At 59.0% G+C, this 12,356-nt stretch carries 12 protein-coding genes; 6 read left to right on the top strand and 6 right to left on the bottom strand.

Annotation, left to right across the window (positions count from 1 at the left end):
• Nucleotides 1–12: 12 nt before the first annotated feature.
• Nucleotides 13–711: an RraA family protein gene (locus HY26_RS13130; RefSeq protein ID WP_051600032.1), complete on the bottom strand. Its 699-nt coding sequence runs from the start codon at nt 709–711 to the stop codon at nt 13–15.
• Nucleotides 712–798: 87 nt separating this feature from the next.
• Between HY26_RS13130 and HY26_RS13135 the strand changes: the two genes are divergently transcribed.
• From HY26_RS13135 to HY26_RS13155, 5 genes are read left to right on the top strand one after another with little or no spacing between them, the layout of a single operon-like run.
• Complete coding sequence (locus HY26_RS13135) at nt 799–1,866, top strand: phosphotransferase (protein ID WP_051600033.1); 1,068 nt, start codon at nt 799–801, stop codon at nt 1,864–1,866.
• Nucleotides 1,863–3,146 carry a phosphopyruvate hydratase gene (eno, locus tag HY26_RS13140; protein WP_034766713.1) on the top strand — a complete coding sequence of 428 codons (1,284 nt, stop codon included), beginning with the start codon at nt 1,863–1,865 and terminating at the stop codon, nt 3,144–3,146. Before HY26_RS13135 ends, eno begins: the two co-directional genes overlap by 4 nt.
• The gene (locus HY26_RS13145; RefSeq protein WP_197020277.1) at nt 3,133–3,798 is read left to right on the top strand and encodes a GntR family transcriptional regulator; all 666 of its coding nucleotides are present in this window, start codon (nt 3,133–3,135) and stop codon (nt 3,796–3,798) included. Before eno ends, HY26_RS13145 begins: the two co-directional genes overlap by 14 nt.
• Before the next feature lie 10 nt (nt 3,799–3,808).
• A complete protein-coding gene (locus tag HY26_RS13150; RefSeq protein WP_034766715.1) occupies nt 3,809–4,750 on the top strand; it encodes a 2-hydroxyacid dehydrogenase in 942 nt (313 codons plus the stop codon).
• Nucleotides 4,751–4,782: 32 nt separating this feature from the next.
• Nucleotides 4,783–6,120, top strand: coding sequence for an MFS transporter (locus tag HY26_RS13155; RefSeq protein ID WP_034766716.1), 1,338 nt, complete (start codon nt 4,783–4,785; stop codon nt 6,118–6,120).
• Between the two features lie 10 nt (nt 6,121–6,130).
• Here HY26_RS13155 and HY26_RS13160 read toward each other — a convergent pair whose 3' ends face one another.
• Nucleotides 6,131–7,930: a DUF3604 domain-containing protein gene (locus HY26_RS13160; protein WP_158531499.1), complete on the bottom strand. Its 1,800-nt coding sequence runs from the start codon at nt 7,928–7,930 to the stop codon at nt 6,131–6,133.
• A 58-nt stretch (nt 7,931–7,988) separates the two neighbouring features.
• Nucleotides 7,989–8,561: a VOC family protein gene (locus tag HY26_RS13165; RefSeq protein ID WP_034766718.1), complete on the bottom strand. Its 573-nt coding sequence runs from the start codon at nt 8,559–8,561 to the stop codon at nt 7,989–7,991.
• 198 nt (nt 8,562–8,759) lie between these two features.
• Between HY26_RS13165 and HY26_RS13170 the strand changes: the two genes are divergently transcribed.
• Nucleotides 8,760–9,986 carry an acyl-CoA dehydrogenase family protein gene (locus HY26_RS13170; RefSeq protein WP_034766719.1) on the top strand — a complete coding sequence of 409 codons (1,227 nt, stop codon included), beginning with the start codon at nt 8,760–8,762 and terminating at the stop codon, nt 9,984–9,986.
• Nucleotides 9,987–10,013: 27 nt separating this feature from the next.
• On the opposite strand, the gene HY26_RS13175 is transcribed toward HY26_RS13170, so the two are convergent.
• From HY26_RS13175 to wrbA, 3 genes are all read right to left on the bottom strand, one after another.
• Nucleotides 10,014–10,433 carry a helix-turn-helix domain-containing protein gene (locus HY26_RS13175; RefSeq protein ID WP_034766720.1) on the bottom strand — a complete coding sequence of 140 codons (420 nt, stop codon included), beginning with the start codon at nt 10,431–10,433 and terminating at the stop codon, nt 10,014–10,016.
• Nucleotides 10,434–10,728: 295 nt separating this feature from the next.
• A complete protein-coding gene (locus HY26_RS13180) occupies nt 10,729–11,610 on the bottom strand; it encodes a hydroxymethylglutaryl-CoA lyase (RefSeq protein ID WP_034766721.1) in 882 nt (293 codons plus the stop codon).
• A 23-nt stretch (nt 11,611–11,633) separates the two neighbouring features.
• Nucleotides 11,634–12,239 carry an NAD(P)H:quinone oxidoreductase gene (gene wrbA / locus HY26_RS13185; protein WP_034766722.1) on the bottom strand — a complete coding sequence of 202 codons (606 nt, stop codon included), beginning with the start codon at nt 12,237–12,239 and terminating at the stop codon, nt 11,634–11,636.
• Nucleotides 12,240–12,356: the final 117 nt, after the last annotated feature.

Genomic DNA, 12,356 nt, shown 5'->3' on the forward strand with positions numbered 1-12,356 from the left:
GGTCATTCCGGCCTATTCTTTTGGTATTTCCGCGTGCATAGTCAAAGGACGTACATGTTGCAGACGACGACTGGATTTGGTGGCGGTTTCGCGGCTTTCCCCGGCCTCGATCGCAGCCTTGATATCCGCCTCTGCACGCATGTGAATTTCGGCGTCGTGAATGATCTGCGCCGCATGTTCCTGCGGCAGCACAACCACGCCATCCTCGTCTCCCAGGATCAGGTCGCCCGGCCGGATTTCCACGTCGCCCCAGATGCCGGGAAGCGTCACCGGACGGTTCATGGCCGTGTATTTCCATTTCCTGTGCGCATTGATGGGCGAGGCGTACCGGCACCAGACTGGAACCGGCCCATCTACCAGCGCCTCACGGTCGCGAACACCGCCATCCAGCAGGAAACCACGGGCGCCAGCACGCACCATGCTCGTCACCATGTTGTCTCCGATGATCGCACCCTTGTCGCATCCATTGGTCGCGATCACCACGACCGCACCGGGCGTTACCAGGTCATCAAGCTCGAATGTGGGAATGGCGGGCTGGCCGCCCCCTTCCCCGCCTTCTGCACACAACGCGACGCCCGCCATTTTCGCGGCGCCAAGCGGGCGAAGGTCCGCAGCAAGCACCTGTGTCTCCAGCCCCATCGCGACCAGGACGTCTGCAATCGCCGCGGCTTCCAGTTCAGAAAGCCGCACCCACAATGGCTCTTCCGTCATGCCGGTTCCTCCCATCGGATTGGCGGGAAGCTGGACACCTCCCCACCTCTGATATATCACCAGTACATCAAGAAGCCGGTTCTGCCAATGGCGGCGCCGGAGCAAATTCTGGGCACAGGCGAGGAGCGCACAATTCCAAACGTACCAGCCCCCATCTGCAAAGCGCTCCGGGAGCTGGGGCTGACACACGCCACAGGACAACTTTTCGGCGAGCCCCTGAGCGGCGGCGTTTCATGCGATATCTGGCGCGTTGACCTGCCAGAGGGGCCTGTCTGCGCCAAAAGAGCACTCGCGAAACTGAAAGTTGCCGGTGAGTGGTTTGCCCCTACCAGCCGTATTGATTTTGAAGCGGCCTATTACCGGTTTGCGCGCACAGTCGCACCAGGCGTGACACCGGAAGTTCTGGGGCATGATCCTTCACGCGGTGTTCTGGTCACGGAATACCTCCCATCATCGGAATACACGGCCTGGAAGGAAGAATTGCAGAACGGGGTTATCCGGACAGACCTTGTCCGGCAACTCGCCCTGGCGCTTCGGCGCCTGCATGATGCCAGCCTTGCAGACTCCCAGGTGCACGCGGCCTTCACCCAACCCGACCTGATCCATGCCCTGCGCCTGTCCCCTTACTTCCTGGCAAGCGTTCCAGCGAACCCGGAACTCGAACACGAACTCACAGGACTCGTGAAGCTGTTTGAGGAAAATCGCCACTGGCTGATCCACGGGGACTTCAGTCCAAAGAACATTCTTTTCGGCCGGGACCACCCGGTGATCCTTGATGCAGAATGTGCCAATACCGGCGATGCGGCCTTCGACCTTGCCTTCTGCAGCGCGCACCTCTGCCTGAAGGCTGCCTGGAAGCCGCAGCACGCCTCCAAATACAAAGCGGCCTTTGACACCTTCCATACAAACTACTTCGCAGCCGGTACCGATCACGACCTGGACGCCCGCGCAGCAAGATACCTGTCCGGTTTCCTGCTCGCCCGCATGGATGGGAAGTCTCCGGTTGAGTACATCACCGCCCCTACCGACAAGGCGGCCATAAGAAATTTTGCCTGGAACCATCTGAAGCAAGCGGCAACTTCTCTGCGCGCTTTGGCCGACGAATGGTTCTCCGACTGGGCGCCCCATTCCGATAAAGGAGAGACACAAGCGTGAGCCACCTCGACATCGCATCCATGGAAGGCCGTCAGGTCTGGGACAGCCGCGGGCGGCCGACTATCGAAGTCGAAATCCGGCTATCGAATGGTGCCGTCGGACGCGCCATCGCTCCTGCGGGAGCCTCCACCGGCGCAGGCGAAGCACTGGACCTTCGGGACGGCGGCGCGGCATTCGGTGGTTATGGCGTATCAGAGGCCATGGCCGGTCTTCGGAACGAGATCATTCCTGTACTGATCGGATTGCCGGCCGACCAGCAGGAACTTGTCGATGGCACGCTTGAGGCGCTCGACGGAACGCCACAGCTCAGCCGTCTTGGCGGCAATGCGCTGATCGCAACATCGCTCGCCATCGCGCATGCAGCAGCCGCCGGACGGGATGAGCCGCTCTGGTCCTATTTCGCCATGGGCGACGCTCCGCTGATTCCGGTTCCGGAAATACAAATCTTCGGCGGCGGCGCGCACGCCGCGGGGGCCATGGACCTGCAGGATTTCATGGTGGTTCCTTTCGGCGCGTCCAGCTTCCGGGAAGCACTCGAATGGGTTGCTGAAATCTATCTTGCGGCCGGAGATCTGGTCGCGCGGAGGGGGGCAAGCGTAGGTGTGGCGGACGAAGGGGGCTATTGGCCGGTGTTCGACAGCAATGAACAGGCACTGGACGCCCTGCTCATCAGTATCGAGAAAGCCGGATTTGATCCGGAGACACAGGTCGGCATGTCGATCGATGTCGCCGCCAACCAGTTTTTCCGCGATGGATCCTACATTCTGAAAGCAGAAGGCCGGGCCCTCTCGACGGAAGAATGGTACGATCAGGTCGCTGGCTGGGTGCGATCCTATCCGATTGCGATGATCGAGGATCCTTTCACCGAAGACGATCACACCTCCCACCAGAAATTCACAGTCGAGTTCAAAGATAGAACACAGATTGTGGGAGACGACCTACTCGTCACCAATCGCGTGAATGTAGAAACGGCGATCGCAGACGGTTCTTGCACAGCCCTGCTCTGCAAGCCGAACCAGGCGGGCACCCTGACCCGGACAAAGAATGCCTTCGATGCAGCAAAGGCCGCTGGAATGGGCACAATCGTCTCTGCCCGGTCTGGCGAAAGTGAAGATACGACGATCGCCCATCTCAGCGTCGGCTGGGCGTCTGGCCAGTTCAAGGTCGGCTCATTCACACGATCGGAACGCATGGCGAAATGGAATGAAATGCTGAGGATCGAGGAATCTCTCGGCGCCAGGGCAAAATATGCTGGAGGGTCAGTCCTTGGCCGAAATTAACCCCTCCCCCACGCCTCAATCACGCCCCTTGTCGGAAGATGCCTACGAGCAGCTTGAGGAACTCATTGTCACGATGGAACTCGCTCCGGGCACGCTGGTGACGGAGCAGGAACTTGCCCAGCGCATCGGGTTGGGCCGCACGCCCGTCCGGGAAGCGGTCTTACGCCTCTCGAAAGAATACCTGATCCTGATCATGCCCCGCCGCGGCCTCAGGATCGCACCGATTGATATCCGCCAGCAATTGCGGCTGGTTGAAACCCGGCGCGCATTGGAGGTTCTTGTTGCAAGCCATGCAGCCGAGCGCGCCAATCGGCAGGAACGTGCAGTGTTCCAGTCTCTCGCGAAATCATTCCGGAATGATGGGCGGAAAAGCTACCGCCGATTCCTCAAGATCGACCAGAAATTCAATATGGCGGTCGCCGCCGCCTGCGACAACGAGTTCGCCGTCAACGCGCTTGGATCCCTACACGGACTTTCTCGCCGCTTCTGGCACTATTATGCCGGACATGAAGACGACCTCGGTCTGGTTGCCGAAATGCATGCTGAGGTCGCCGAGGCTATCGCGGTGGGCGACGTAAAACGCGTTACCGAAGGTGTGACAGCCCACATGAATTACATCCAGGCATTCACGCGCGCGATGCTGAAGGACTGAGGGGTTCAAGATGATCAAGGTGCTCTTCCACTATGAAGCGGGCCCGAACCTGCTCGCAAAGCTTGATGCACTCAAGGACCAGAATATCGACGTGACCTGTTGCGACCAGTCAGACGACAAAAAGTTTGACGCGCTTCTGCGGGAGACCGACGTGCTGTGGCACGTGCTCCGTCCGGTCACGGCCCATCATATAGCCCGTGCACCATCGCTGAAACTGGTTCAGAAGATCGGCGTGGGAGTAAACACGATAGATCTGGAGGCCGCAAAAGCGTACGACGTTGCTGTCTGTAACATGCCCGGAACGAATAGCCGGGCTGTCGCGGAAATGACGCTTCTGCTGATCCTCTCGGCGCTCAGACTCCAGCCGCGTCTCGACGCCCTTTGCCGCAGCGGGCAATGGATTCCGGATGAGACGACGCGGGAATCTCTCCAGGAATTGCATGGCAAGACTGTCGGCCTCGTCGGCTTTGGAGACATTCCCAGACTGCTCGCGCCTATTCTGGAGTTCATGGGCGCAAAGGTGATCTATGCGTCGCGGTCAAAAAAGGACGTGCCGTATACGCATGTCTCGCTCGACACGCTGATCTCGCAATCCGACATCGTCTCGCTGCACATCCCGCTCAACGAAGACACCCCCCACACAATAGGCGCTAATGAGCTCAGCTGCATGAAGCGCGGCGCAGTCCTGATCAACACAGCACGCGGCGGACTGGTCGATGAAAGCGCGCTCTACGCTGCACTCAGCTCAGGACATCTGAAAAGCGCCGGTCTGGACGTGTTTGATCCCGAACCTGCCGCCGGCACAAACCCGCTGTTCCAGCTCGACAATGTTATCCCGGCGCCGCACATCGCCTGGCTCACCAACGAAACATTCGACCGCAGCCTCGAAGTTGCGGTCGCCAACACGCTGGCTGCCGTCCACGGACAGCCCCTCCGCCACCGTGTGGCCTGAACAAGATAATACAAAAAGAGGAAACACCGCCCATGGCGACCGAACACCAAGCACCTGTTGCAAGATCCGGCTTCTATGCCTGGTATGCTGTCATCATTCTGATGCTGGCCCAAACGGTTTCCTTCATTGACCGAATGATCATGGGCCTGCTGGTGGGTCCCATCCGTCAGTCCTTCGATATTTCGGACACGCAATACAGCCTACTTGCCGGATTTGCTTTCGCCATTTTCTACTCGATCATGGGGATCCCGCTGGCGCGCATCGCAGACCGAAGCAGCCGCAAACACCTGATCGCGATCGCCATCACATTCTGGAGCATCATGACCACGCTGTGCGGTATGGCGAAGGGATTCACTTCCCTGTTTATCGCGCGCATCGGTGTCGGCGTCGGCGAAGCTGTCCTGTCACCAGCGGCCTATTCCATCATCACGGACTATTTCGAGAAGAAGTCTCTCGCCCGGGCGCTCAGCGTCTACACACTCGGCGTAACGATCGGCTCGGGCCTTGCCTATGTCATCGGTGGATGGGTTGTAACGATCGCGATGAACGCGGGTACGGTCGTCCTGCCAATGATCGGTGAACGTGAAGGGTGGCAGCTTACCTTCTTCCTCGTTGGTCTGCCCGGATTGCTGGTTACCTTCCTGGTTCTCCTGATCCGTGAACCCGGACGCCGGGGACTGATAGAGACGGAAACTTCCAAGAAAGGCGTTTCGCTGAAAGACGCGCTGAAATTCGTCATCAGCCGAAAGCGCGCCTTGTTCACGCATATTCTGGGCGTTTCTCTCTTCGTCATGGTCGTGTTCAGCCTGAACATCTGGGGGCCTGAATACCTGATGAGGACGTTCTCCTTTTCTCGCGGAGATGCCGGTCGCACGTTTGGCGTTCTGATGATGATCGCCGGCACCACAGGCCTGCTGACTGGCGGCGCCCTTGGAGACCGCTGGTTCGCCAAGGGAATTCCCGATGCCTATAGCCGGGTGATCCTGTTTTCGATGGCTGGGATGTGGCCATTCGTCGTTGCGCTCGGCTTCGTCAGCACACCCTTGCTCGGCCTGATCTGTCTATCGGTTGCGGTTTTCTTCTCTGCTTTTCAGGGCGGCATCGCCGGCGGCCTGATACAGCTGATGGCGCCGAACCAGCTCCGTGGGCAGACCGTTGCGCTCTACTTCCTGGTCGCGAACTTCATTGGGATGGGACTCGGGCCCACAGTGGTGGCGAGCGCAACAGACTATGTGTTCCACAGCGACGCCGCCCTCAACAAATCGCTCGCCCTGTGCGGCGGGATTGTGATCCCGCTCGCCGGGCTGATCATGCTCTGGGGTTTGCCGGCGATCCGGAAAGCCGTTGAGGAAGCCAGGACCTGGGAATAGAGGCCGGAGCCTAGCGCGTGGGCAGATGCCAGATCGGCGATGCCCACGCATGTTCCTGTATCATGACGTCGGCATCCGGGAATTCTTCGCAACGTCCCGCTTCCTGGCACAGATAAGAAGACCATCTGGGAGTCGGGACTTCGGTCACCCGTGCATACCAGTATGAAGGGGCTTCAGGATCGAAATCCGGGTCAGACCAGACCACACATGCGTTCGCTTCGCCTGCTTCGCTCGTCCAGACCGGAATGACCGCTTCTTCATATCTGTCACCAGACAGCGAGCCTTTGATGACCTCGATTTTTTGCAGAGGGGCCTTGTCGCCTGTTACGGCGACCCGGAACGTCGCTGTCTGGCTGGCCTCCGGCAAGACGCTGCCCATGGACGTGCTGCCAGCAACCGGTGCAAGGGCGCCACCTGCCAAACAGGCAGGCACCTCCCCTCCTGCCGAAGCATCAAAGCGCAGCGCGATCCGTGGACCACTCGTGGCATAGGTTTCCCGGTTTTTCAGCGCGTTGAAGATGTCGTCGCGTGTGTTCTGCTCCGCCCAGACAGCAACGAGGCCACCGGGATTGAAGCCTATCCGACTCATATTGCGTTCGAAGTTTCCGATGCCAAACACCGTTCCCTGCCATTGGTCTTCTTCCACATAACCACCCAGCCCGGTGTGACTGTCAGTCGAGCCGATAAAGCCGACCTGCAACGGATTGCCTTCGGCATCCTGCCGGTTGGCATAGGTTATCAACCCGCGTCGCAGGAGCCCCCGTGCATAGGTCGAGCGCATCTGCTCCCACTCTTCTTCTTCGAAATCCGCGAGCGGTTTCGGTCTGGAGTGAGACGTAATGTAGTTTTCATAGCTGCAATCCGCCGAAGTTTCGCGGTCTGCATATTCCGGCAGGCATTCGCTGGTGCCTTTTTCCTGCGTGATTTCCACCAGGCGCTCATAGCGCGTTCTCAACGCCAGCGTACGTTCGCTTTCCGTCTCAACGTCAAAGCTCTTGCCGTCTCCCATATTCATGTTGTGCGCGATTGTAATGGCGTCGCACCCATCCTCAGCCCGGCATCCCGCCTCAAGCTTGGAATAGAGCTGGTCGATTTCAGGAAAGCGGAGATAATCGACCGGAGTGGGCGTCACCTTGTCGCTCGCAAAGATGATGTTCCGATGCGTGTGGGAGTAATTCGGTGTGGCCGACCACTCAAACCCGTTCAGCGCCGTGAATGTGCACGGATCATCTGCTTCATTGGTCTGCTGCTGCAACCGCTCCCATTGGCTGAGCAATGCGCTGTCACATGCAGCTGGGTCTTCTGTGCAGATATCTGCCTTCGCAGGCTGCGCTTGTGTCAGCGTCGGGTTCACAAAATCCCGGAAAACAGTTGCCCCGGTTTCCTGAGTGCTCTGGTCTCGAAGCTTCACGCAGTATGGATGCGCCGACATACGCGGGTCGGTGCAGGTATACATAAGGTCCAGCCATTCGGCATGGTCGGTCACCGCCATGAAATCGAGCGGGCGGTCGAGCTTCACCTCTCCTGCCGGTGACCCCACAGGGTTTCCTTTTGCGAACCGGTAGGCTTCCGCCGGCGTGCGCAGCGTCCCGAACCCATACGCATCGAGTGAATACGCCGTATGGACATGCAGGTCGCCCCAGAACACCTGCTTGTGCCCGGGGCTGTAGCCCGGGCAGCTCACCTCTACGGAGTCAGCCGAGTCGGCGTCGACGGAGGCAATCCCGCTATCCGATAGGTTCCCGGCCGATGGGGTCCCGGACTGGCTGCACCCAGCCAGTACAAAGCTTGTACCAATCAACGCGATCATGCCGAAGGGCTTGCCGGAGGCCCGCCCTTCCCGTCTCGTTCTATCCGCAGTCATACGATCAGGCGTGATAGAATTCTGAGACTTCCCGCTTGTCGAGGGCCTCTGCCCCGAACAGTTCCTCTTTGCGCTTGCGGGTTTTCTCAGTCCACTCACGTGTAATCTTCCGCGCGTCAGATTCTTCTTCGTCCAGGATCTTCGTGTAATCTGGCGTGCGGCAGGTGATTTCGCACTGGTAGCCGTTCGGGTCGTAGAAATAGATCGACTTCACGAAACCATGGTCGACAGGCCCGGCACATTTAATCCGCGCATCCTTGATCTTGCGTTTCCAGACTTCGAGGTCCTCGAGATTGTCGATTTCGAATGCGACATGGACGTCGAAGCTGTCTTTCTGCTCAAACTGGTCCGGCTTGACCGTGTACGGCTCATCAAAGAACGCGACCATCGATCCATCTTCCATTTCGAAGAAGAGGTGCATGTATTCGCGCTTGATGTCCGTGCCGGAGACCTCTTCGAAGGTGAGGGCAGCGCGATACCGCAGTCCGAGCACTTCTTCATAGAACCAGCGCGTCTGCTCGGCATCGCGGCAGCGGTACGCCGCATGGTGGATGTTGGTCAGCTTCGAGAGAGACATGGCTATTTCCTCCGATTGCGCGTTCGTCCGGTTCGCGCGTCCTGTTTGTGTTCTTGCCTTGCACACTACCTAAAAAGCACTGTGCGGCGAATTCCTGTTCGCCTCAAATTCAACCCGAAACGCAATTTTTGTCAATAACATTGACATTTAAGGCCAACTCGACACTCTGCGCGCCAGAGGGAGACAAAGGGAACACTTATGGCTGACACAAACGCTGCCCCGGTCCGGAATACAGAGCAGCTGACCGACGAGCTGGTCGAACGGGCCCGCGCAATTGCGCCGGCCATTGCTGCACGCGCAGAAACGTCCGAGCGCGACCGACGGGTCGCCGACGAGACAATTGCAGATGTCGCTGAGGCAGGTCTGTTCGAAATCCTGGTCCCACAGCGCTATGGCGGGCATGAGCTTGGCATCTCTTCGATGGTGAAAGTGATGAAGGCCCTCTCACCGCTTGATGTGTCGACCGGCTGGACCCTTGCCTTCTACATGGTTCACAATTGGATGTGGTGCCTTCTGCCGGAAGAGGCGCAGAAGGAAATATTCGCCGATGGCCCGTCACGTCTTGGGCCGGTAATGGTGGCACCGACCGTAAAAGCCCAGCCTGAAGCAGGGGGTTACCGCATCAATGGGCGCGCAAAATGGGGCACCGGCTCCTCCCACGCGCAATGGTGCATGGTCTCTGGCATTGTCGAGGAAGACCTGCCTGAACCCGTCGAAGGCCAGCCCCCTCGCCCGCCTGCCGTACGCATGTTCGCCATGCCCTGGAGCGAGGCCAAACTGGAAGACACCTGGCGCACGTCCGGCATGGCTGCAACGGCCAGCCATGACGTGATCTTCGACAACATCTTCATCCCCGCCCATCGGGTGATGGACGCCACGCCCGCCCGATCCGGCGAAGCGGAAGGCGCGCAGATTCACGACAGCAGCGTCTACACCTCCGCTTTTACACCCATGCTCTGCGTTGCGGCACTGTCGGCAATCGTCAGCGGAACGCTCGGCGCGGCAGGTCACGCAGTCGAACGGGCAAAAACATTCCTCAGCACCTTTTCCGGACGAACGAGCGTCGACAATCCAGCGCTCCAGATTCGGCTCGCCAAGGCAGACCTGGCTGCGCAAACCGCATCCCGGATGATCGACGCGCTGGCACAGGAAATTGAATCGGACGCCACGATGCCGCCGATACCGCTGGAAAACCGGGCCCGTCAGCGTGCGATGTCCTCCCATATTGCATCGATTTGCCGTGACGCGGTGACTCTGCTCGCGCAGGGATCTGGCGCCAGCGGACACATGTCGGACTCACCGATCCAGCGCGCTTTCCGGGACATCAACATGGCGTCCTGCCATGTCGTCTTCGACCAGGACCCAACGATGGAATTGCACGGGAAGATGCTTGTGGGACGGCCGCCGCCAATTATCCTGGCGTAACCGTCCGATCACGTTTTCAGATGGGCATCAGGACTCGTCGAAGATCGGCGGCGCGTCCCAGTTCCAGTCTTCCATTGAGTAGAGCATCTCGAGTGTCTTGCGCCCGCCACGGCGCGCGAGTTCGCCCTCGAGGCGCCGCAGTATACTGACGGCATCGCGCCGCATGGAATTTCCTTCCCGCGCGAAGCGGACGATCTTGCAGCGCTTGTCACAGGGATCGTCGTCCAGTTCGACGAGTTTTTTGTCCACCAATTGCGAAAGTGTCTGATTAATGGCCTGCCGTGTCAGTCCGAGATTCCGGGAAACCTCAATCGGCCGGACAATGCCAACCGACACGAGCAACATGACCTGCGATTCCGTGCGGGACAGCGGCGGCCAGCCACGGGCTTCCATGTTTTGCTGCAGCCCTTTGTCCAGCCAGATGAAGGCGCGCAAAAACTCCCACATCAACAGGGGATCCTGAGGTTGCCCCGCCTCTGATTTCGTCAGCGGCCGCCTGGCGACCGTGTCCTTATTCGTGAGAGTTCCAGCCATGGTTCTTACCCACCTTTCCCAGATGTGATCGTCTTCCGCCAGCAGCTTGGCAACAATCAGATTCAGCGCGCACTGTGCACGGAGTTGAAAATTCTGGCAAAAACAGTGCGCAGTTGTGTCTTACCAACACAGTATTCTTCGTCGCAGAACATCGCAAAAGGACTTTCCTGCGGGACCGCATCCGCCTACGGGAAAGGCCTGCGCAAGGTCAGGCGACGCAATCAATTGCTTCTTTCCCAAGCAATCTCCGAACCCAGCGTGCCGTATCTGCGAGCTGTGTCCTGTCGAGGCCGATTGGCGTTCCCGCGCGCTCGAACATATACGCAACATCCTCGCTGCTGACATTGCCCGCGGCACCGGGCGCAAAAGGGCATCCGCCAAGTCCGCCGACCGACGCGTCCACCGTTTTCGCCCCGGCCCTCACGCCGGACCAGACATTCGCGATACCGGTTCCCCGTGTATCGTGAAAATGCAGCCTGACCGGGATCGGTGCGACCGCCCTGACCACACGGCTGACAAGTTGTTCCACTTCGAGCGGGGCCGCCACACCGATTGTATCTGCCAGTGCGATCTCCCGCGGATTTGCCGCGGCGAGTTTGCGGGCAATGTCCACGACCCGGTCATGGCTGATAGCGTCCTCAAATGGACAGCCGAACGACACCGCAATCGTCGCCTGGCCTGATACGCCATGGGCCTGTGCCAGACGGATGATGTCGATCGCGGTCGTCACCGTCCCATCAGCGTCCTGCCCCTGATTGCGCTGACCGAAGGTATCTGAGGCGCAGCAAACTGCACCAAGCTCAGCCAACCCCGCTTCCAATGCTCTCATTGCACCGTGCTTATTCAGAACAAGGCCGATATAGGTGACATCGTCACGCTGGCGGAGACCCGCAACCACCGCTTCGGCATCCGCCATCTGCGGCACGCGAGCGGGATTGACGAAACTCGCCACCTCGATCCGACGGGCGCCAGCCTGAATCATCCGGTTTACAAGCTCGATTTTTTGCTCAGCAGTCAGAGTTCTTTTCTCGTTTTGAAGTCCGTCGCGGGGAGAAACCTCGACGAATTCCGGAACCTCGATCTGTGACATGAGCCCCTCCCCTGTTGAAAGCGTCAGGCGTTCGCCAAGGCACTGGCGACTTCGACAACCCGTTTGCCCTGAAACCGCGCGGATGCGAGATCATCTTCGGTCGGCGGCGCCTTGCTACCACCGTAGGAAACCGAAGATGCCCCGTACGGCGTTCCGGCTTTGAACATGACAGGATCAGCATATCCCGGTGGCACGATGATCATGCCGAAGTGCGCCATGGGGACGAACATGGTCAGATTGTTGATCTCGTTTCCCCCATGAAGACTGGAGGAGGATGTAAAGGCCGATCCGACTTTTCCAGCCAGCTTTCCCTGAAACCAGAGCCCGCCGAGACTATCGAGAAAGGCCTTGAGCTCGGACGCGAGCAGCCCAAAGCGCGTCGGGGACCCGAGGATGATCGCATCTGCCCATTCGGCATCAGCCACGGTCGGGGCTTCGTAGGTCGCATTCATCTGATCGGCTGCCTCTTTCCAACCTTGAACGAAGCCCATCGTCGCATCGTCAACCAACTCCCTGACCCGGCGCATCCGGACCTCACCGCCCGCCGATGTCGCCCCATCGGAAATTGCCTGGGCCAAAGCCTCTGTCGAGCCATCCCGTGAATAGAAGGCGATCAGAACTTTAGCCATGGTGTATCCTCTTATTTGCAAACTGATTGTTTCTAACGCCTGTTCTAGGGTCGAAATCTTATTTGTAAATATTTTTGACATTCTGTAGGCAATTCAAAGTCTGGCCAGATCCAGTTC

Source organism: Hyphomonas sp. GM-8P, assembly GCF_003263315.1.
Classification (GTDB): domain Bacteria; phylum Pseudomonadota; class Alphaproteobacteria; order Caulobacterales; family Hyphomonadaceae; genus Hyphomonas.

Coding starts and splice junctions, on each gene's coding strand:
- wrbA (WP_034766722.1), bottom strand. CDS start 12,239: ATGGCTAAAGTTCTGATCGCCTTCTATTCACGGGATGGCTCGACAGAG.
- HY26_RS13150 (WP_034766715.1), top strand. CDS start 3,809: ATGATCAAGGTGCTCTTCCACTATGAAGCGGGCCCGAACCTGCTCGCA.
- HY26_RS13180 (WP_034766721.1), bottom strand. CDS start 11,610: ATGTCACAGATCGAGGTTCCGGAATTCGTCGAGGTTTCTCCCCGCGAC.
- HY26_RS13165 (WP_034766718.1), bottom strand. CDS start 8,561: ATGTCTCTCTCGAAGCTGACCAACATCCACCATGCGGCGTACCGCTGC.
- HY26_RS13160 (WP_158531499.1), bottom strand. CDS start 7,930: ATGATCGCGTTGATTGGTACAAGCTTTGTACTGGCTGGGTGCAGCCAG.
- HY26_RS13170 (WP_034766719.1), top strand. CDS start 8,760: ATGGCTGACACAAACGCTGCCCCGGTCCGGAATACAGAGCAGCTGACC.
- HY26_RS13135 (WP_051600033.1), top strand. CDS start 799: ATGGCGGCGCCGGAGCAAATTCTGGGCACAGGCGAGGAGCGCACAATT.
- HY26_RS13155 (WP_034766716.1), top strand. CDS start 4,783: ATGGCGACCGAACACCAAGCACCTGTTGCAAGATCCGGCTTCTATGCC.
- HY26_RS13130 (WP_051600032.1), bottom strand. CDS start 711: ATGACGGAAGAGCCATTGTGGGTGCGGCTTTCTGAACTGGAAGCCGCG.
- HY26_RS13175 (WP_034766720.1), bottom strand. CDS start 10,433: ATGTGGGAGTTTTTGCGCGCCTTCATCTGGCTGGACAAAGGGCTGCAG.